Consider the following 20,855-nt stretch of genomic DNA (forward strand, 5'->3'; position numbering starts at 1 on the left):
CACACCACTCAACTTACTCGCTCAGCACTTGGCCGATTTTCGGGTCCTTGAACACCCGGGTCAGCGCATCGCTCAACACGTCGCTGATCAACTTGGTGTTCGACTCTTCGTTCGGCGCCATGCCGAAACGCTGGTTCAACGACGCCCCGTAGCTACCGCTGTAACGACGGTTGGCGTTGGTCACATCGGAGCGGAAGTTGGCTCCGATGGTCGCTTCGGTCACGTAGACGCCTTCTTTCGGCGACTGATAGGTCAGGTCGGACAAGGTCACGGTCAGGGTCGGCGCATTCATCGCATTCGGCGAAGGGGTAAAACCCAACAGGCGCACGGCCGCTTCAGCCTGGGCCTGCAGTTTCGGGATCAGGTCGGCGCCTTGCACGGTAATCGCGCTGGTTTCAGGGTACAGACCGCCCCGCGTGCCCAATACCGGCGAACGACGACCGTCCACCACCCGCACCACCACCGGCTGGCCATGACCGACCGGCGCCAGTTGAGTAGTGAGCGTGGGCTGCGGGCTGAGTTGTTGCGGGCTGTTGGCACAGCCGACAAGTGTCAAACTGGTTACAGTGATCAAACCGAACAACAGGCGTTGCAACATGCTCATCTCTCCAAGGACCAGGCATCATTCAGACGCTGAGTATAGCGGGGCCCGGGCGTCGCTCACCAGCGCCACCACGGCTTGCTGAAAAGTCTGACAAACCCGGGCGGCCAGCGTTCCCGTCACAAGCCTGTCACAGGGTTCTGCAACCCTGCGCACGGCCTCTGAACGATGCCGCTGCCCGGCATCTGACCAGATGTCGAATAAAAGTCATTAAACACGACCATTTCCCCCCGTTTCTTAGTTACAATCTCCCCCCGATTATAAGGACGTCTCCTGATCGGGCCTCGCAGCACCGCCAATGCGCTTGCATCGGCACCTTCGTATTGCCCACAGAGAGCCGCCCACACAGATCGAGTGAAGCCGGCGAGCTTGCCGTTACCTGCGCAAACCACCGTTTTCAGCGAATCTGCCAGAGCTGCCCTTGTGCTCGCTCACTGAGTTGTTGGCCCGTGCCGCCTGCCCTTCCCGGCGGGTATTCGCACCGCGGGCCCGGTGACAGACCGCGGCAGCCCTTTTTTGAGGTTCACGTCTTCAAAAGAGCGTGAAAAAACGGGTTTTCACAACTTCACGAGAGTGTGGCGAACAAATGAATAGTTTCGCGTCTGAACAGGCACCATCAGCGTCCCCAACGACCTCATCACACAGGACCCGATACACCCCGACAGGTGCTTGACGCCTGTTCGCTTACGGATTTGGTTGCACGAATCGGACGCTCTTGACCATAAGTCGAATTGCCCGTGTTGCCCACACATGCGTTCATACGCACCTTGGGCCCACCGGCAGCGTCCGCTGAAGTTGCAAGAAATTGCGAAGAATCGGACATGGCCATCCTGGTCGGGTCATTGCTGGGCTAACGTCAAACGTGCCCCGCCCATGCCCGGCAGCCATGCCGTCAATGTGGTGCTGCAGATTTTGGAGACGCGTTAATGGCGCATAACGAAGCAGTTGATGTGGTCCTGGTTGGGGCCGGCATCATGAGTGCCACCCTTGCGGTGCTGCTCAAGGAGCTCGACCCCGCGATCAAGCTGGAAGTCGTCGAGCTGATGGATTCCGGTGCCGCGGAGAGTTCCAACCCGTGGAACAACGCCGGCACCGGCCATGCCGGGCTGTGCGAGCTGAACTACACGCCGCAGGCGGCTGACGGCTCCATCGACATCAAGAAAGCCGTGCACATCAACACCCAGTTCGAGGTGTCGAAGCAGTTCTGGGCCTATCTGACCCAGAAAGGCACCTTCGGCTCGTGCAAATCCTTCATCAGCCCGGTGCCGCACCTGAGTTTCGTCCAGGGCGAAAAAGGCGTGGAGTTCCTCAAGAAGCGCTTTGAAGCCATGCATCCGCACCATGCCTTCGCCGAGATGGAGTACACCGAAGACCGCGCGAAGATGGCCGAGTGGATGCCGCTGATGATGCCGGGCCGCCCGGCCGACGAGGCGATTGCCGCGACCCGCGTGATGAAAGGCACCGACGTCAACTTCGGCGCCCTGACCAATCAGTTGCTCAAGCACCTGACCAGCACACCCGATGCCCAGGTCAAGTACTGCAAGCGCGTCACCGGCCTCAAGCGCAATGGCGCCGGCTGGACCGTAAGCATCAAGGATGTGAACAGCGGCAACAGCCGTGACGTCGATGCCAAGTTCGTCTTCCTCGGTGCCGGTGGCGCGGCGCTGCCGCTGCTGCAGGCTTCGGGCATCGAGGAAAGCAAGGGTTTCGGCGGCTTCCCGGTAAGCGGCCAATGGCTGCGCTGCGACAACCCGGATGTGGTCAAGCACCACCAGGCCAAGGTCTACAGCCAGGCCGCCGTGGGTTCGCCACCGATGTCCGTGCCGCACCTGGACACCCGCGTGGTCGATGGCAAGAAATCCCTGCTGTTCGGGCCTTATGCCGGTTTCACCACCAAGTTCCTCAAGCACGGTTCGCTGATGGACCTGCCACTGTCGGTACGCGCCGGCAATATCGGCCCGATGCTGGCCGTGGCCCGTGACAACATGGACCTGACCAAGTACCTGATCAGCGAAGTGATGCAGTCCATGGAGCAGCGCCTGGAATCCCTGCGCCGCTTCTACCCGGAGGTGAAAGCCGAGGACTGGCGCCTGGAAACGGCCGGCCAGCGGGTGCAGATCATCAAGAAAGACGCGAAGAAAGGCGGCGTCCTGCAGTTCGGTACCGAACTGGTGGCGGCGAAGGACGGCTCGCTGGCCGCCCTGCTCGGTGCATCGCCGGGCGCTTCGGTGACCGTGTCGATCATGCTGGAACTGATCGAGCGCTGCTTCGCGGACAAGGCCAAGGGTGAGTGGGCAGCCAAGCTCCACGAAATCTTCCCGGCACGGGAAAAAGTCCTGGAGACGGATGCAGCGTTGTATCGCCAGATCAATGCGCAGAACAACGTTCGCCTGGAACTGGTTGAGCCGAGCAGCGAGACCGAAAGCTACGCTTGAGGTGATCGCTGACAAAAAACGCCCCGCTCTTCGGTTGAAGAGCGGGGCGTTTTTTTTGATCAGGATTCAACGAAAGCCCGCGTTATCGTTCATCGCGAGCAAGCTTGCTCCTACAGGAATGGCGCCGTACGCAAAATATCGGTTCGCCGCAGCATTGTAGGAGCAAGCTTGCTCGCGATGCAGGCAACGCGGTCTTGAATCTTACCCGCGAGCCTTGTCGATCAACTCGATATAGTCGCCGGCATTACGCTGGTCGCGGATCAGACTCACGAAGTCCTGGCCGTGCTCGTCTTTGCCGTCGAGGTCGTAACCGGCTTCCTTGAAGAACCCCAGGAAGCGCTCGAAATCGTCGATACGCAGGCCACGATAGGCCTTGATCAGTTTGTGCAGGGACGGCGAAGTGGCGTCGACCGGCTCGAAATCGAGAAACAACTTGATCTGCGCATCGCCGATCTCGTCACCAATCACCTGTTTCTTATCTTTGCGCATTACCGGCTCCAGCCAACAGACATTACACGGGGCAGGCAGTTTACCCCCGCCTCTGCTCCGGTCTCAACGAGTACGAACTGATCCGGTCCACACAGGCGCCAACGGCTCAACCCCGAGCGTAAAAACTGTGCTCCGAAGCCCGCACGCGGCGTCTAGCAGCATGTAGCCCCGCAACCCGGCGGGAAGTGACTGCGAGCCCGAGCATGCAAGCGCTGTTGAACGAGATCCTCGATGAAGTCCGGCCCTTGATCGGCCAGGGCAAGGTGGCCAATTACATTCCGGCGCTGGCGGATGTGCCGGCCAATCAGTTGGGTATTGCCGTGTATGGCAACGACGGCGAAATGTTCTGCGCCGGCGACGCACAGACGCCATTCTCGATCCAGAGTATTTCCAAGGTCTTCAGCCTGGTGCAGGCGATCAACCACTCCGGCGAGGCCATCTGGGAGCGGCTGGGCCATGAACCCTCCGGGCAGCCGTTCAACTCGCTGGTGCAGCTGGAGTTCGAACGCGGTCGCCCACGTAACCCGTTTATCAACGCCGGCGCCCTGGTGATCTGCGATATCAATCAATCGCGCTTCGCCGCGCCGGCGCTGTCGATGCGCGATTTCGCCCGGCGCCTGTCGGGCAATATGCAGGTCATGGTGGACGGCAAGGTGGCCGAGTCGGAGTACCAGCACCGGGCGCGCAACGCGGCCATGGCCTATCTGATGCAGTCATTCGGCAATTTTCACAACGATGTCGAAGCCGTGCTGCGCAGCTATTTCAGCCACTGTGCCCTGCGCATGAACTGCATCGACCTGGCGCGGGCGTTCGGTTTCCTGGCCAATGACGGCTTCTGCAAGCACAGCGGCGAGCAGATCCTGACCCGGCGCCAGACCCAGCAGGTCAACTCGATCATGGCCACCAGCGGGCTGTATGACGAGGCCGGGAACTTTGCCTATCGGGTCGGCTTGCCGGGCAAGAGCGGTGTCGGTGGCGGGATTGTCGCGGTGGTGCCGGGACGCTTTACCGTGTGCGTCTGGGCACCGGAGCTGAATGCGGCCGGCAACTCGCTGGTGGGGATGGCGGCGTTGGAGCTGCTGAGCGAGCGGATTGGTTGGTCGGTGTTTTAAAAACACCACAATGTGGCGAGCGGGGTTGCTCAAATACCAGTCAGTTAAGGAAGTGAGATATTGAAAACGCCAAATAACCTGTAGGAGCAGGGCTTGCCCGCGAAGCTTTTGGCGATCTTACGGGCCCCTTCGCTGGCAAGCCATGCTCCTACAGGATTGATGGCGTCCTTGAGACTCAGGTAATCGGCGCCGGATTGAACAAGGTAATGTCGTTGTGCAGCTTGTGCTGCTCGGCCCAGGTCTTTTTCCGGCCGCTGGCGACATCCAGGTAGTAGTTGAACAACTCCCAACCCAGGTCCTCGATCGTTGCCCGCCCGGTGGCAATCCGCCCGGCATCGATATCGATCAGGTCCGGCCAACGTTGTGCCAGCTCAGTACGGGTCGAAACCTTCACCACCGGTGCCATTGCCAGCCCATAAGGCGTACCCCGCCCGGTGGTGAACACATGCAGGTTCATCCCGGCCGCCAACTGCAAGGTGCCGCAGACAAAATCACTGGCCGGCGTCGCGCAGAAGATCAGGCCCTTGCGCGTAAAACGTTCGCCAGGGCCAAGCACGCCGTTGATCGCACTGCTGCCGGACTTGACGATGGAGCCCAGGGACTTCTCGACAATATTCGACAACCCGCCCTTCTTGTTCCCCGGCGTGGTATTCGCGCTGCGGTCCGCCTCGCCCTTGGCCAGGTAGCGGTCGTACCAATCCATCTCACGCACCAGTGCCTCGGCCACCGGCAGGTTTTCCGCCCGCGAGGTCAGCAGGTAGATCGCATCGCGCACTTCCGTCACTTCGGAAAACATCACCGTCGCCCCGGCCCGCAGCAGCAGGTCGGAGGCATAACCCAAGGCCGGGTTGGCGGTGATCCCGGAAAACGCATCACTGCCGCCACACTGCATGCCGAGGATCAGCTCCGACGCCGGCACGGTTTCCCGACGCCGCAGATCGAGCTTCTTCAAACGGGTTTCCGCCAGCGCCATGATCTGCTCGATCATCTCGGTAAAACCATGACTGGAATCCTGCAGCCGATACAACCAGGGCTCACTCAGATCCACCGAGCTGTCGCCCTCGTGCATCACCTGGCCGGCCTGCAACTTCTCGCAGCCCAGGCTGATCACCAGCGCTTCACCGCCCAGGTTCGGGTTGCGCGCCAGGTTGCGCACGGTGCGGATCGGAATATAGGCGTCGGTCGCGGTAATCGCCACGCCGCAGCCATAGCTGTGGGTCAATGCCACCACGTCATCGACATGGGGGTACTTGGGCAGCAATTCATCCTTGATGCGCTTGACCGCATGGTCCAGCACACCGGTGACGCACTGCACCGTGGTGGTGATGCCGAGGATATTGCGCGTACCGACGGTACCGTCGGCATTGCGATAACCTTCGAAGGTGAACCCCTCAAGCGGCGCCTGGGCCGCCGGCACATCGGTGGACAGCGGCAGGCTGTCCAGCGGCGGCGCGGTAGGCATGCGCAGTTGATCTTCCTTGACCCAACTGCCCTGGGGAATCGGCAGCAACGCATAACCGATAACCTGGCCGTAGCGGATCACTTCGCCGCCCTCGGCGATATCCACCAGCGTCACCTTGTGGCTCTGGGGAATGTGCTCGCGGGTCACCAGGCCGTCCGGGAACTCGGTACCGGCAGGTACACCCTGGTCATTGACCACGATCACCACATTGTCCCGCTCGTGCAGGCGGATATAGCGCGGCGAGTCGGAATGTTCAATCAACTGCATGACGCCGCTCCTCAGGAATGGGCTTGGGACAGACGGGGCTCGCTATTGAGCTTGGGACCGGCGGGCGGATCGCGCAGTTCGACGCGCTTGATCTCACCGACGATCACCACATAGCTGATCACCGCCAACAACGCATTGGCGCCGACAAACACCAGGGCCCACTTGAACGAACCGGTGGCGCTGATGATGTAGCCGATCACGATCGGCGTGGTGATGGAGGCGATATTGCCGAACATGTTGAACAGGCCGCCACTCAAACCGGCGATCTGCTTCGGCGAGGTATCGGAAACCACCGCCCAGCCCAGCGCACCCACACCCTTGCCGAAGAAGGCCAGGGCCATGAAGCCCACCACCATCCATTCGATGTCCACGTAGTTGCAGGCGACGATAGTGGTCGAGAGCAACAGGCCGCCAATGATCGGCGCCTTGCGGGCAAAGGTCAGGGAATGGCCGCGACGCAGCAGGTAGTCGGAAATGATCCCGCCCAGCACACCACCGATAAAACCGCAGATGGCCGGCAAGGAGGCGATAAAGCCGGCCTTGAGGATGGTCATGCCGCGTTCCTGCACCAGGTACACCGGGAACCAGGTCAGGAAGAAATAGGTGATGCCGTTGATGCAGTACTGGCCGAGGTAGACACCGAGCATCATGCGGTTGGTCAGCAACTGGCGCACATAGTCCCACTTCGGACCGCCACCGGCGGCCTTGCCCTGGTCCATATCGACCATGCCGCCGTTCTCGGCAATATGGTTGAACTCGGCGTCGTTGATCATCGGGTGCTGGCGCGGGCTGTGGATAACTTTCAGCCAGATCAGCGAGAACACCACGCCCAGGCAACCCATCACCAGGAACACATGCTGCCAGCCGAAGGTGTACACGATCCAGCCCATCAGCGGCGCGAACAGCACGGTGGCGAAGTATTGCGCGGAGTTGAAGATCGCCGAGGCGGTGCCGCGTTCGGCAGTGGGGAACCAGGCCGCGACGATACGGGCGTTACCGGGAAAGGATGGCGCTTCGGCCAGGCCCACCAGGAAGCGCAGCATGAACAGCGCGACCACCGCGGTGGAGACACCGAACTCGCCGACATAACCTTGCATGGCGGTGAACAGCGACCAGGTGAAGATGCTCAGGGCGTAGACTTTTTTCGAGCCGAAACGGTCGAGCAGCCAGCCGCCGGGAATCTGCCCGAGCACATAGGCCCAGCCGAAGGCGGAGAAGATATAACCGAGGGTGACGGCGTCGATGCCGAGGCTTTTTTGCAGGCTGGAGCCGGCAATGGCGATGGTGGCACGGTCGGCGTAGTTGATCGTGGTCACCAGGAACAGCATGAGCAGAATCAAATAGCGGACATGTGTCTGCTTGGTCGCTTGCATGTAGATGTACTCCCACTCTTTATTTTTTTACGCGGGTAAAACATTCAGTGATGTACCGCACGAGGCTTCAGGCAAGAGCCCCGTGCGGGTAAAGCGGATTACGAACCGATGTAGCTGGTTTTGACCACGGTGTAGAACTCCTGGGCGTAGCGACCTTGCTCGCGGGAACCGTAGGACGAACCTTTGCGCCCGCCGAACGGCACGTGGTAATCCACGCCGGCGGTCGGCAGGTTGACCATCACCATCCCGGCCTGGGAGTGGCGCTTGAAGTGGTTGGCGTACTTCAGCGAGGTGGTGGCGATACCGGCGGAGAGGCCGAACTCGGTGTCGTTGGACATGGCCAGAGCGGCTTCGTAATCGGCGACGCGGACGATATTGGCCACCGGGCCGAAGATTTCTTCACGGCTGATGCGCATCGAGGCTTCGCTGTCGGCAAACAAGGTCGGCGCGAGGAAATAGCCTTCGGTATCGCAGGTCACCAGCTCACCGCCGGAGACCAGGCGCGCGCCTTCGGACTGGCCGATGTTGATGTAGCTCAGATCCTGCTCCAGTTGCGCCTGGGACACCACAGGACCAATGTCGGTACCGCTCTTGAGGGCGTGGCCGACCTTGATCGAACGCATGCGCTCGGCCATGGCTTCGACGAACTTGTCATGAATTCCGGCGGTGACGATCAAACGGCTGGACGCCGTGCAACGTTGGCCGGTGGAGTAGAACGCGCTCTGCACCGCCAGCTCGACGGCCTGCTTGAGGTCGGCGTCATCGAGGATGACCTGCGGGTTCTTGCCGCCCATCTCCAGCTGCACCTTGGCCTGGCGCGATACACAGTTGACCGCGATCTGCCGGCCGACGCCGACCGAACCGGTGAAGCTGATGCCGTCGACTTTCCGGCTGTTGACCATAGCGTCGCCGACCAGACGGCCGCTGCCCATCACCAGGTTGAACACACCGGCCGGGAAACCGGCGCGGGAAATGATTTCCGCCAGGGCCCAGGCACAGCCCGGAACCAGTTCGGCCGGCTTGAGTACCACGCAGTTACCGTAGGCCAGGGCCGGAGCGATCTTCCAGGCCGGAATCGCGATCGGGAAGTTCCATGGAGTGATCAGGCCGACCACGCCCAGCGCTTCACGGGTCACTTCGACGTTGACGCCGGGACGTACCGACGGCAGGTAGTCGCCGGAGAGGCGCAGGCATTCGCCGGCGAAGAACTTGAAGATATTACCGGCACGGCTCACTTCGCCAATGGCTTCGGGCAGGGTCTTGCCCTCTTCCCGGGCCAGCAGATTACCCAGCTCTTCACGACGGGCGAGAATTTCCGAACCGACTTTATCCAGCGCATCGCTGCGGGCCTGGATGCCGGAAGTGGACCAGGCCGGGAACGCCTCACGAGCGGCGTCGATGGCCGACTGCACCTGGGCCAGGTCAGCCTTGGCGTACTCGCCAATCACATCGGACAGATCCGACGGGTTGATATTGGCCGAGTACTCGGCACCGGCGACCCATTGGCCACCGATGTAGTTGTCGAAACGTTTTGCATCTGCCACGGAAAACCTCCTGAACCGAAAAAGCCGCTGATTGCTCAGCGGCCTGTTTATTCGTTCTTACTGTGCGCCTTGCTTGTCGATCAGCGCGGCCAGGGCGTCGTATTCGTCCGGCAGCAGATCGGTCAGCGGCGTGCGCACGGGACCGGCGTCATAACCGACGATCTTCGCCCCGGCCTTGACGATGCTCACAGCATAGCCGGCGCGGCGGTTGCGGATATCCAGGTACGGCAGGAAGAAGTCGTCGATGATCTTGCCGACGGTGGCGTGATCGTCCCGGGCAATGGCGTGGTAGAAATCCATCGCGGTTTTCGGGATGAAGTTGAACACCGCCGAGGAGTAGACCGGCACGCCGAGGGCCTTGTAGGCCGCGGCATAGACTTCCGCGGTCGGCAGGCCGCCCAGGTAGCTGAAACGATCGCCGAGACGATGACGGATCGACACCATCAGCTCGATATCGCCCAGGCCATCCTTGTAGCCGATCAGGTTCGGGCAGCGCTCGGCCAGACGTTCCAGCAGCGGAGCGGTCAGGCGGCAGACGTTGCGGTTGTACACCACCACGCCGATCTTCACCGACTTGCACACGGCTTCAACGTGGGCGGCAACGCCTTCCTGGCTGGCTTCGGTCAGGTAGTGCGGCAGCAGCAGCAGGCCCTTGGCGCCAAGACGCTCGGCTTCCTGGGCGTACTCGATGGCCTGGCGGGTCGCGCCACCGACACCGGCGAGGATCGGCACGCTACCGGCGCAGGTATCGACGGCGGTTTTCACCACTTCGGAATATTCACTGGCTGCCAGGGAGAAGAATTCACCGGTACCGCCGGCGGCGAACAGCGCGGTGGCGCCGTAAGGGGCCAGCCACTCCAGGCGCTTGACGTAGCCGGCACGATGGAAATCGCCCTGGGCATTGAAATCGGTCACCGGAAAGGACAGCAGGCCGGAGGAGAGGATGGACTTCAGTTCTTGTGGATTCATTATTCGAACACCCTGGGAAGCACGTTGTGATGAAAGAGACAGCGCAGACTGGCTGATGTCGTACGTCATCGTACAACTTAAATAATAAAGGTCAACAGGAATCGCTCAGCCGATCCCACAAAAATCTCCCTCCTTGACGTAGGAAGTTTTTCATCTAAGCTCAACTTTAACTGTATATACATACAGTTAATCTGAACGATAAAAACGACATATCAAGGAGCCAGACATGTCAGCCACTCCACAGCACGCACAGGATTTCCTGCTGCACGACGGCAAGGTCATTGCCGAGCTGGACACCCTTTTCACCGAGCAAGGCATCGCCATTCCAGGCGATGGCGCGGCGGTGATTCTTCTCGCCGAAGGTCATCACACCCTCAAGTATCACCAGCCAACGGCGTTCGACAGCGCGCTCAAGGGCAAGCCCCAGGCGCGCTTCGAAGGCGGTGAACACACCGCCATCGGCGACAGCGCCCAGCTGCGTTTTGCCAAGGACGCACCCGCCATTCCGGCCTGGCAGGTCGAACTGCACCTGACCAACGGCCTGGCCCTGACCTACGGCCAGATCGTCGCCCTGGGTGGCGATTTCTACGGGATTGCGGACCGCCCGATCGCCGACGGCAGCACTCCGGCAGATCGTCAGGCGCGCTTTACCGCGTCCTTCAACTCCCTGGCAGTGCTGCCCGCCTCCCGCGACGAAGCGCAGAAAATCCTGCAGGTGATGAAAACCGAAATCAACGCCGCCAACCAGGCGATCAAGGACGGTAAGCAGCCTCACGAAGCCTACGACGAACTGGGCGATACCCTCTCCGGCGAATGGAACAAGATTACCGGTGGCGGCAGCCTTGCCTCGCCGCTGTTCCCCCTTGGCCGCTATCTGAAACTGGCCGCGAGCAACTGGGACCACTTCGGCGAATGGGCTCTGCTGGCTTACCAGGCCGGGCACGCCGCCGCCCTGCAACAGGCCGCCCTGGCGCACAAGAGCGGCGTCGACCAGGATCTGGAATTGGCCTACGCGATGAACGCCTTTGCCGACCACTTCCTCACCGACCTGTTCTCCGGCGGCCATCTGCGGGTGCCGCGCAAGCAACTGGCCGACAGCGTCACCCCCAGCGATGTGGGTTCGCTGATCTCGCGTTTCATGCACGACGAAGACAGCAAGTTCGGCCTGAAAGTCAGCAACGCCCAGGGGGATCGCTGGAACTGCTACGGCGACAAGCGCTATTTCGACACGGTCGACAGCAGCAACCGACTGCGGGTCAAACAGGCGGTGCAGCAATCGGTGGATGAAGTCTTCGCGGTGTTTCTCAGTGGCGTCGTCGTACCTCCCGAAGCCTATGCCGCGCTACGTTCGGTGCCGGACCTGACGAAGGTGGAAAACAGCCAGGACAGCCTGAATTTCGCTCCATTGTTCGCCCTCAAGGGCAAGACCGTGCTGCGCCGCAACGACGTCAACAACCTCAACGACCGGAGCCAGAGCGACAGCTGGTGGGGCTGGAGTACCTACCTGCTGCTCAAGGACTACAAACCGAACCTGCCTGCGGGCTACCTCAACCCGCCCGGCGTGGCCCCGACCATCAAGGCCGATGGCTGGCAGAGCCGCACGCCCAGCGAGCCCAACTGGCTGCCGGGCAATGCCGTGCGTTATGCCTTCAGTTACACCAAGGGGCTGGATGAGTCCTATATCGGCCCGTGGACGGCCTATGCCGAACTGACCGATCGCTTTCAGCCGACGTTGAATGTGCCGGTGGGCGGGACGGGACGTAATGTGTTCCGTCAGTTCCGTGGTGGCTCGCCGGAGCTGATCGGCACCCTGGACGGCCAGGCCACCACCTTTATCGACAACCATCAGTGACAGGGAGATCAGTCATGACCTTTACCGTAAAACTCGAACTGGCTTCCGGTCAGTCACTCAAGGATATGCCGCTGGAACTGCTGGCCGATGGCGTGGCGATTGCCCGGGCGACGGCGGATGAGACGGGGAAAGTGGTATTCGCCACCCAGGCGAAAGCCGCGAAATGGGCGGTGCGTGTGGATCGGACGATTCTGAAGCGGTAATCCGCCAAGGGCACCACGTTATCGTTCTTCGCGGGCAAGCCCTGCTCCTATAGTTTGGTGTCGTTCACTGGTTTTGTGCACGACACCAAACTATAGGAGCAGGGCTTGCCCGCGAAGACGTACGACCAGACAACATCATAAACGGCAAAAACGCCTGGTTCTTCTGCAACTCAGCCTCGTCAGGAGCATGCCGACTGATTAAAACATTCACTGCATCAAAGAGGGTCAAGGTCAAAAATTTTCCGAGGGAGAAAAAACGAATACATCAGCCGCCACGTCAAACTTTCAGGCCTAGCTCAATAGCTCCGTAACTTGTCGTATAAGAAACCCATCTTCCGCGAAGTCATAATACTCAACACCGATTATTTCATTGCGTTGATCAGGGTACGCCGCGTAGGTGATGATGTCGCCTTTTGACAAATAGGCGGAAGCAAAATTCTCCCACGACCCCCAACTTGCCATGATACTTCCATTTTTAATCTTTGTTACGGTGACAGGCTCTTCCTGGTGACTTTCTTTCTTGGCTTTCGACCTAGGCAAGCCGGATTCAGGCGAGGTTGCTTCCGTGCTGACATTTGCCACAAAAGCAACGTTCACTCGATAGCTTCTATTGGCAATACTCAAGGCCGACACAACGTCTTTGTTAACGACTCTAACTTTTTGGCCTTTTATATATAAAATCTCTCCAACCTTCATCCTGATGAGGGCAGCTTCATATTGCTCTCGGGGTTCAGGTATTTCAACGAGAACATCACCAAGAAAAATTTTTATGTTCCAGGCTTCTGGCTGAGTTTTCATACTGGCACCCTTTCATCATTTATTGAATATCGATTAATTCAATGGAGGCCTGAAAAACAAAAATACGCTTTCAGGTGTGAGAAGCCTAAACCTAGGATGCGTCTTGGTGTAACTGTCAGAAATAACAGTTACGACGAACGGTCAGATCCCCGTGCAACAGCGGATGCGACGGGGAAAGTGGCATTTGATGTGCAGGCAAAAGCCACGAAATGGGCCGTGCGCGTGGATCGGACGATCCTCAACGGCGGTTGATCCAGGAGCAGACCGTTTGTCGCTACTGTCATTTCTAACAGTAGCGACAAATCTCACGGGGGAATTGAATGATCTCAGAAGGCCTGAAATCACTTCAGGTCCGGTGAAAGGAAACCCGTCATGGCACATTCATATCGGATCAAGTTACCCGAAAACAAAGTTTCCAAGGGGGCCTCCGTCAAGGAGATAACCCTGGGCGACTCCATAAACCGAGGCGACCTTCTCATACTTGATGCCCTTCCCGACTTCACGTTCATCGTCGTCCAAAAAATCTTTAGGGAGAAAGACGACCTCACCTATACAGTAGACCTTGAGACGGATGTCTACACCCCCTGAAAAACTAGCCTTTCTGCGCCTCGGCCTCTTCATGGGCCTGGCGCAACCGCTCGCGGCTGTTGGTCAGATGCAGGCGCATCGCTGCCCGCGCCGCATCGGAATCCTGGCGGGCAATCGCCTCATAGATCTCTTCGTGCTCGCGCCCCAGCCGATTCATATAGTGTTGCTGGTCATCATGGGCCAGCCGCGCCGAATTCAAGCGGGTCCGGGGAATGATGCTGGTGCCCAGGTGGGTCATGATATCGGTGAAGTAGCGGTTGCCGGTGGACAGGGCAATCTGCAGGTGGAACTGGAAATCCGACGCCACCGCATCGCTGGCATGGGCCGCACTTTCATTCAACGCGTCCAGCGCCGCCCGCATCGCCGCCAACTGCTCGGCGCTGCGCCGCTGCGCCGCCAACCCCGCCGACTCGACTTCCAGGCTGATCCGCAACTCCAGGATCGCCAGCACATCGCGCAGGGTCACCACCGTCGCCGGATCGATCCGAAAACCGCTGGGGCTCGGCGTGTCCAGCACAAAGGTGCCGATGCCGTGGCGGGTTTCCACCTGCCCGGCCGCCTGCAGGCGCGAAATCGCCTCGCGCACCACCGTGCGGCTGACACCATGGGCTTCCATGATCGCCGACTCGGTGGGTAACTTGTCCCCGCGCTTGAGTTGGCCATCGCGAATCTGCTCGGAGAGCACGGTGACCAGCTCCTGGGCAAGACTACGGCGCTTTCGGGTCGGGCGAAGCCCGGCGCTCTGGTTTTCCATATCGAACATCTATCTCGGCTGAACGGCTGAGCGCGCATCATAGCTCAACCGGGTTGTACGATCACCGTGGCTATGCGCTGACCGCTTCCTGAGTGACCAGGTGTCCACGCTCGATCCGCAGATGCCGTGGGTGGAATTTCTTCAAGCTGCTGCGATGGCCGACGCTGACAATGCCCAGCCCCGGAATCTGATCGATCAGGGCCTGATAGAGGTCCGTTTCGTCTTCTTCATCCATGGCCGAGGTGGCCTCGTCCATAAACAGCCATTGCGGCGCATACAACAGCGCACGGGCGAAGGCCAGGCGCTGCTGCTCGCCCGGGGACAACATGCGTTGCCAGTGATTGCTTTCCTCCAGGCGCCCGGCCAGGTGCGGCAGACGGCAAGTCTGCAAGACCTCCTGATAACGCTCATCCGAGTAGGCATCGCTGGGTTGTGGATAACTCATTGCCTCACGCAGGCTGCCAATCGGCAGGTAAGGTTTCTGCGGCAGGAACAGCGAGCGCGCGGCCGGCAACCGGATACTGCCACCGCCCCGTGGCCAGAGATTGCCCATGGCCCGCAACAGGGTACTTTTGCCCGTGCCGGAACGCCCGCTGAGCATCACCCGTTCGCCCGGAGCCACATTCATGTTCGCACCGGCCAGCAGATGCCGACCGTCCGCCAGATCCAGCTCCAGGTTGTTCACCTGCAAGGCTTCACCCTGGCTCTGCACGTCGATGGCCGGAACACGCTCTTCATTGTCGACCATGGCCTGACGGAAACTCAGCAGACGGTCACAGGTGGCTTTCCACACCGCGAGGTTGGAGTACGCATCGATAAACCAGCTGAAGTTTTCCTGCACATTGCCGAACGCCGAGTTGATCTGCATCAGCTCGCCGAGCTGGATCTTGCCGGCGAAATAACGCGGTGCCGCCACCATGAACGGGAAGATGATCGCAATCTGGCTGTAACCGGCGGTGAAGAACGTCAAGCGCTTGGTCACTCGCATCAGCGCCCAGTAGTTGGACCAGACCTTGCCGAAACGCGAGCTCAGGCGCTGCGTTTCATTCGGCTCGCCGTCATACAGGGCAATGCTTTCGGCGTTTTCGCGAACCCGCACCAACGAGAAGCGCATATCGGCCTCAAAACGTTGTTGTTGGTTGTTCAACGGAATCAAGTGGCGACCGATCAGCCGGGTCAACCAGCTGCCGACGGCCGCGTAGAGGAAGGCGCACCAGAACATGTAGCCGGGAATGCTGATACCGAAGACTTCGATACTCCCCGATACCCCCCAGAGGATGATCGAGAACGACACCAGGCTGACCACCGTGCGAAACAGGCCAAGGCCCAGGGTCAGGGTATCGGCGGTAAAACTGTTGAGGTCTTCACTCAGCCGTTGGTCTGGGTTGTCGGTGTTCCCGCCCGCCTCCATCTGGTAGTAGTTCTTGTGCTCGAGCCAGCGCTTGAAATGCTGCTCGGTCAGCCAGCGGCGCCAACTGATGGTGAGCATCTGGGTCAGGTACAGCCGATAGACCGCGCCGAGGATGGCCACGGCGGCAATCCCGCCGAAATACAGGATCAGGTGCCAGAAGGCCGCACTGTTTTTCTCCTGCAAGGCGTTGTAGAAATCCTTGTACCAATTGTTCAGCCAGACCGAAATGCCGACGCTGAAGAGTGACAGGGCCACCACACAGATCAGCAACAGCCAGGCCTTGCCCTTCTCCTCACTGCGCCAGTAAGGCGAGGCCAGTTGCCAGACCCTACGAAAAAAATGCCCTTCTACTGCATCGTTGACCGCGGAATATTCAGCGTTCTTAGTCATTCTAAGGCTCGGTTGGCGTAAGAAATTTCACCAACCGATCATAGATGATTCGCGCCCGGCGTAGCGCGATTTGAAAAGGATTCGTTCAGCGGCGGTTCAGCGCCGCACCGGCCGTTTCTGCAATTTGCGCTGCAAGGTCCGCCGATGCATGCCCAGGGCGCGGGCGGTGGCGGAGATATTGCCTTCGTGCTCGGTCAACACGCGCTGGATATGCTCCCATTGCAGGCGATCCACCGACATCGGGTTTTCCGGCACCAGGGTATCGAGGTCGGCATGCTCGGAGAGCAGGGCCGCCAGCACGTCGTCGGCATCCGCCGGCTTGCACAGGTAGTTGCAGGCCCCGCGCTTGATCGCTTCCACCGCCGTGGCGATGCTCGAATAGCCGGTGAGGATCAGCACGCGCATCTCCGGATCGAGCTCCAGCAGCTTGGGCAGCAGCACCAGGCCGGAATCGCCGTCCATCTTCAGGTCCAGCGCGGCGTAGTCCGGCAGGTCCTGCTGGGCCAGGATCAGGCCCTCTTCAGCGGAGCCGGCGGTGCTGACGCGAAAACCGCGACGGCTCATGGCTCGCGCCATCACACGGGTAAAGGTGGCGTCGTCGTCCACCAGCAACAGGTGCGGCAGTTCCTCGCCTTCGACCTGGATCTCGTCACTCATGCTTCTTCTCCTCGGGCAACACGGGGCAGGCGCAGCTCGGTGAGCGTGCCGCCTTCCTCATGACTGTAGAGTTTCACCGAGCCGCCAGCGCGGGTCACGCTGGCCTTGCTCAAGAACAGGCCCAGGCCGAAACCTTTGCCCTTGGTGGTGAAAAACGGTTTGCCGATCTGCTCGGCGATGGCCAGCGGCACACCGGCGCCGTGGTCACGAATATTGATGGTGAGGTTTTCCTCATCCCAGTCCAACTGCACTTCGAGGCCTTCGGGACAGGCATCGGCGGCGTTGTTCAACAGGTTGAGCAAGGCCTGGGTCAGGTCCGGCGGCGGCGCCAGGCGCGGCACATCGCCCTGGCCCAGGCGCTGGAAGCGGTAACTGGCTTCCGGGCGCATCAGGTGCCAGCGGTTCAGCGCTTCGTCGAGCCAGACCGTGACATCCTGCATCTCCACCGCCAGCCGGCGATTGGCCTCGGCGGCGCGGACCAGTTGCTGCAAGGTCTGCTTGCATAGCTTGACCTGGTCCTGGAGCACGCTCAGGTCGTCCTGGAGCAGCGGGTCCGAATGGTCCTGGCGCATTTCCTTGAGCAGCACGCTCATGGTCGCCAGGGGCGTACCCAATTCATGGGCGGCGCCGGCGGCCTGGGTCGCTACCGCCAGCAGTTGCTGGTCCCGCAGACCCTCTTCACGGCGCAGGGCGCGCAACTCTTCCTGGCGGCGCAATTCCTCGGCCATCTTCGCGGCGAAGAACGTGATCACCGCGGCGGCCAGGGCAAAGCTCAGCCACATGCCATAGATCTGCAGCTTCTCCCGAGAGATCGGGAAGGTTTCCAGCGGGTAGAACTGCACCAGCAACAAGGTGTAGAGCACCAGCGCCGCACCGGAGAGCACCACCGAATAGCGCCAGGGCAAAGTCACGGCGGCGATGGTCAGGGGTACCAGGTAATAGGAGACGAAGGGGTTGGTCGAGCCGCCGGAGAAATACAGCAAGGCGCTGTGGATAAACAGGTCGCAGGCCAGTTGCACGGCGTATTCAAGTTCGGTAACCGGCCAGGTGGTCCGCAGGCGCACCACGGTGAAGGCGCAGAGCACCATGGAACAGGCCAGGGTCATCGCCAGTTGCAGCCAGGGCAGCGGCAGCAGGTCGAACCAGTAGGCGATGCCCACGGAACCGGCCTGGGCCGCCAGCACCAGAATACGGATAAAGGTCAGGCGCCAGAGGTTCTGACGGGTCGCGGACAACAACTGAACGGGGGCGAGCATGAGCTCTCCTGATGAGCGCTCCAGGCGGATCGCCACGAGTATAACCAGCCGGGGCGCGGACAGGCGAATGTGCGGCAAACCGCCACAGTGGGCAAACATCAGTGAGCTTTGTGAAACCGGTCATTGGAAAACGATTCAACGGCCGGCTGAACGCCACTGTTTATCCATGCAATCGCACCAGAGCAAAGGCGGCGGACTGGTCCACTTTGTAAATGAAGATAATTTTCCCGTCCGGCTGTACAGAAAGCCCATTGATAATGGCCTCACCGTCGAACATGACAACCCCCTCATTACCAAAGGTACCGTCCCACCCCATATCCTGCTCGAGGCTGGCAATAAAAACCTTACTAAAGCCAGAAGAGGCAAGTGCAACAGAGCCTGCAACGACCACGGTTGATCGCGGATTATAGAGCGCCGCTTTCCAGACGACAGTGTCAGCCGTGTTTGGACCACCGACAGAGCCAGCCCATCCTTGCTCTCCAAAAAGCGGATCCACCTGGCCATCCATTCCACGACGTTGGAGCACAATGAACAAATGCTGGGAGGCTGTATTTGCAGAGGTCCCGACAAAATACAATTTCGCGTCGCTCACCCTAGGCAAAATGACGTTTTTGACACTCGGCTGGCCATCATAGTAACCATCGTTCGCAAAGTGAGTATCCAAATTACCATCAGCATCATATCTGGCAATAAACCACTCCCCGTCCCCAGTAAAGCGAGAGGTGACTGCCACCAGAAAATGGTCACCTTGGCGCACAAGGTCTTCGGCCCAGACATGCCGATTATTTCGAGAAATATACCTGTATCCCACTTCACAAAATGTTTTATCCAGGAAACCATCATTACCCACTTTCGTGAGAAAAGTCACATCAAAAGCACCGACACGGAGAGTGGACAGAATCATGACGCCGCCGTCATCCAATAACACCATCGCCCCATCATAATTCCGGGAGCCGGCGTTTCGTATAGCCTCCTCATCAGGTGAAACCGCTGCCCACGGAACATTGCTTGTACCTTCATAGCTCCAGATCATTACCCCGTCAATCCCGAAATCCTCATCTAAATTCCCATTCAACTCAAACCTTGCCAACCCAGTGACTCCGGTATTAGATCCATCACCGACAAAGAAACCCATCACAACCTTATTACGATCAACATCAAATTTCACATTATAAGGTTGCGCCAGCCCCACCCCTGGAAAAAAATCAGACAACTTAAATCGAGAAATCCCCGCACTACCAAAACTTGCATCTACAACACCCCGATCATCAAGCCTGATCAGATAGGTCGTCTGAAGCTGAACCGAGTAGGCTGCGCACAGTATTTTTCCGTCTGGGAGTATATGAGTAGCGCAGGGCTGCAGATAAACTCCGGTGCCATCAAACAAATAAACTTTACCGGCCACACCAAACGTATAGTCCAGGCTACCCCGAACCTCTGCTTTTTCGCTTGAATCATTTGAACCAGTCATATATTAACCCTCCATAAGGATTGACGAAGAAAAGACATTAACGCGCCTGATAGTAAATCGTCACCTGTCAGAAATGACAGTTCACTAGATGGATTAGATATAAAAACCCTTATTAACGATCAGCGATTGATCTAAGTATAAAGACATAAATTTTCTCGTATAATTTGTGCATTCTCTGTCTTTGCTCAAAGTCGTCCATGAGACGCGCAACCACTCCCTGCGCTACCGACGGACAAGCGTTGAATGCCGCCAGCACGGTGAAAAGCCGCCTTGTGTCGATCTGCCCCCACGGGTAAAAACAGCGCAACCTCGTGGGCAGTGGCCGCTATATGTATTGAAGTTGTAACGACGCGAACCGGACAATCCCGGCGTAGTCTGATGCCTGCACGCGGGACTGCCCGACACCACCCGCGCATCGAATCCCAAGGAGCCTTTATGCACTTCACGCGCCGCGCCGCCCTTCTCGCCCTCAGCCTCAGTACCCTGGCCAGCCTGCCGGCCCTGGCCGCCGACGAGCCGCACTACAACCAGATTTCCCTGCGTGCCGAAGCCAGCCAGGAAGTGGACCGCGACCTGATGATCGTGACCCTCTATACCGAGGCGCAGAACAGCGATCCGGCCAAGCTCGCCGCCGATATCACCACCACCCTGAACAAGGCACTGGGCCAGGCCAAGGCGGTCAAGGAAATCACCCTGCGCCAGGGCAGCCGCAACAGCTACCCGATCTACGACAACAAGACCCAGAAGATCACCGGCTGGCGCGAACGCGCCGAGCTGCGCCTGGAAAGCGCCGACTTCGCCGCGCTGTCCAAGCTGACCGGTGAGTTGATGCAGGACCTGAAAATGGAAAGCATGAACTTCGCCATTTCCACCGCCACCCGCAAGACCAGCGAGGATGCCCTGTTCAAGGAAGCCATCGCTGCGTTCAAGGCACGTGCCCAACTGGCCACCGAGGCCCTGGGCGGCAAGAGCTACAAGATCGTCAACCTGAACCTCAGCAGCAACGGTTATCCACAGCCGTTCGCCCGTGGCGCGATGATGATGATGAAAGCCCCAGCCATGGATGCCGCGCCGACACCGGACGTGGAAGCCGGCAAGGCACAAGTCAACATGAATGCCGAGGGGGTGATCGAGGTCCAGCAGTAACCACTCTTCACTGACCCCGTATTGTCGGCACCAAGGCCTCGATAGGCCGTGCTAGAGTCGGAACCCTCCCCGCTCTA

18 protein-coding genes are annotated in these 20,855 nt (G+C 59.5%); 6 read left to right on the forward strand and 12 right to left on the reverse strand.

Features of this window, described 5'->3' with window-relative positions; translation table 11 throughout:
• Positions 1-13: 13 nt before the first annotated feature.
• Positions 14-598, reverse strand: a complete 585-nt coding sequence (locus tag M5B42_RS16110; RefSeq protein WP_103494744.1) for a YajG family lipoprotein — start codon at positions 596-598, stop codon at positions 14-16.
• Between the two features lie 929 nt (positions 599-1,527).
• Here M5B42_RS16110 and mqo point away from each other — a divergent pair.
• A complete protein-coding gene (mqo, locus tag M5B42_RS16115) occupies positions 1,528-3,036 on the forward strand; it encodes a malate dehydrogenase (quinone) (RefSeq protein ID WP_103494738.1) in 1,509 nt (502 codons plus the stop codon).
• 201 nt (positions 3,037-3,237) lie between these two features.
• Here mqo and M5B42_RS16120 read toward each other — a convergent pair whose 3' ends face one another.
• Positions 3,238-3,525, reverse strand: a complete 288-nt coding sequence (locus tag M5B42_RS16120) for a PA4642 family protein (protein WP_103494737.1) — start codon at positions 3,523-3,525, stop codon at positions 3,238-3,240.
• A gap of 203 nt (positions 3,526-3,728) precedes the next feature.
• On the opposite strand from M5B42_RS16120, the gene glsB reads away from it, so the two are divergent.
• Positions 3,729-4,637 carry a glutaminase B gene (gene glsB / locus M5B42_RS16125; RefSeq protein WP_177099440.1) on the forward strand — a complete coding sequence of 303 codons (909 nt, stop codon included), beginning with the start codon at positions 3,729-3,731 and terminating at the stop codon, positions 4,635-4,637.
• Positions 4,638-4,812: 175 nt separating this feature from the next.
• Here the strand turns inward: glsB and garD are convergent, their stop codons facing one another.
• From garD to kdgD, 4 genes are all read right to left on the reverse strand, one after another.
• Entirely contained in the window at positions 4,813-6,366 is a 1,554-nt protein-coding gene (garD, locus tag M5B42_RS16130; protein WP_103494735.1) for a galactarate dehydratase, read from the reverse strand.
• Between the two features lie 11 nt (positions 6,367-6,377).
• Positions 6,378-7,739 (reverse strand): MFS transporter, encoded by a 1,362-nt coding sequence (locus M5B42_RS16135; RefSeq protein ID WP_177099436.1) that lies wholly within the window; start codon positions 7,737-7,739, stop codon positions 6,378-6,380.
• 98 nt (positions 7,740-7,837) lie between these two features.
• Positions 7,838-9,283, reverse strand: a complete 1,446-nt coding sequence (locus M5B42_RS16140; RefSeq protein WP_248746388.1) for an aldehyde dehydrogenase family protein — start codon at positions 9,281-9,283, stop codon at positions 7,838-7,840.
• A 57-nt stretch (positions 9,284-9,340) separates the two neighbouring features.
• Complete coding sequence (gene kdgD, locus M5B42_RS16145) at positions 9,341-10,252, reverse strand: 5-dehydro-4-deoxyglucarate dehydratase (protein ID WP_103494732.1); 912 nt, start codon at positions 10,250-10,252, stop codon at positions 9,341-9,343.
• A 226-nt stretch (positions 10,253-10,478) separates the two neighbouring features.
• Here kdgD and M5B42_RS16150 point away from each other — a divergent pair, with 226 nt between their 5' ends.
• Both M5B42_RS16150 and M5B42_RS16155 read left to right on the forward strand, forming a co-directional pair.
• Positions 10,479-12,104: a phospholipase gene (locus M5B42_RS16150; RefSeq protein WP_248746389.1), complete on the forward strand. Its 1,626-nt coding sequence runs from the start codon at positions 10,479-10,481 to the stop codon at positions 12,102-12,104.
• Between the two features lie 14 nt (positions 12,105-12,118).
• Positions 12,119-12,307, forward strand: a complete 189-nt coding sequence (locus M5B42_RS16155; protein WP_103494730.1) for a hypothetical protein — start codon at positions 12,119-12,121, stop codon at positions 12,305-12,307.
• Positions 12,308-12,598: 291 nt separating this feature from the next.
• On the opposite strand, the gene M5B42_RS16160 is transcribed toward M5B42_RS16155, so the two are convergent.
• Complete coding sequence (locus M5B42_RS16160) at positions 12,599-13,105, reverse strand: hypothetical protein (protein WP_248746390.1); 507 nt, start codon at positions 13,103-13,105, stop codon at positions 12,599-12,601.
• Between the two features lie 372 nt (positions 13,106-13,477).
• Between M5B42_RS16160 and M5B42_RS16165 the strand changes: the two genes are divergently transcribed.
• Complete coding sequence (locus M5B42_RS16165) at positions 13,478-13,693, forward strand: hypothetical protein (RefSeq protein ID WP_248746391.1); 216 nt, start codon at positions 13,478-13,480, stop codon at positions 13,691-13,693.
• A gap of 4 nt (positions 13,694-13,697) precedes the next feature.
• Here the strand turns inward: M5B42_RS16165 and M5B42_RS16170 are convergent, their stop codons facing one another.
• From M5B42_RS16170 to M5B42_RS16190, 5 genes are all read right to left on the reverse strand, one after another.
• Positions 13,698-14,447, reverse strand: a complete 750-nt coding sequence (locus M5B42_RS16170; RefSeq protein ID WP_103494727.1) for a FadR/GntR family transcriptional regulator — start codon at positions 14,445-14,447, stop codon at positions 13,698-13,700.
• Positions 14,448-14,517: 70 nt separating this feature from the next.
• Complete coding sequence (locus tag M5B42_RS16175) at positions 14,518-16,248, reverse strand: ABC transporter ATP-binding protein/permease (RefSeq protein WP_248746392.1); 1,731 nt, start codon at positions 16,246-16,248, stop codon at positions 14,518-14,520.
• Between the two features lie 96 nt (positions 16,249-16,344).
• A complete protein-coding gene (locus M5B42_RS16180) occupies positions 16,345-16,905 on the reverse strand; it encodes a response regulator transcription factor (RefSeq protein WP_100941240.1) in 561 nt (186 codons plus the stop codon).
• On the reverse strand, positions 16,902-18,161 hold the full coding sequence (locus tag M5B42_RS16185) for an ATP-binding protein (RefSeq protein WP_100941239.1): 1,260 nt from the start codon (positions 18,159-18,161) through the stop codon (positions 16,902-16,904). The genes M5B42_RS16180 and M5B42_RS16185 overlap by 4 nt, the downstream gene beginning before the upstream one ends.
• A 160-nt stretch (positions 18,162-18,321) precedes the next feature.
• The gene (locus tag M5B42_RS16190) at positions 18,322-19,632 is read right to left on the reverse strand and encodes a hypothetical protein (protein ID WP_248746393.1); all 1,311 of its coding nucleotides are present in this window, start codon (positions 19,630-19,632) and stop codon (positions 18,322-18,324) included.
• A gap of 435 nt (positions 19,633-20,067) precedes the next feature.
• Here M5B42_RS16190 and M5B42_RS16195 point away from each other — a divergent pair, with 435 nt between their 5' ends.
• Entirely contained in the window at positions 20,068-20,778 is a 711-nt protein-coding gene (locus M5B42_RS16195) for an SIMPL domain-containing protein (RefSeq protein ID WP_103494724.1), read from the forward strand.
• Positions 20,779-20,855 lie beyond the last annotated feature (77 nt).

Source organism: Pseudomonas sp. MWU12-2037 (genome assembly GCF_023242345.1).
Classification (GTDB): domain Bacteria; phylum Pseudomonadota; class Gammaproteobacteria; order Pseudomonadales; family Pseudomonadaceae; genus Aquipseudomonas; species Aquipseudomonas gingeri_D.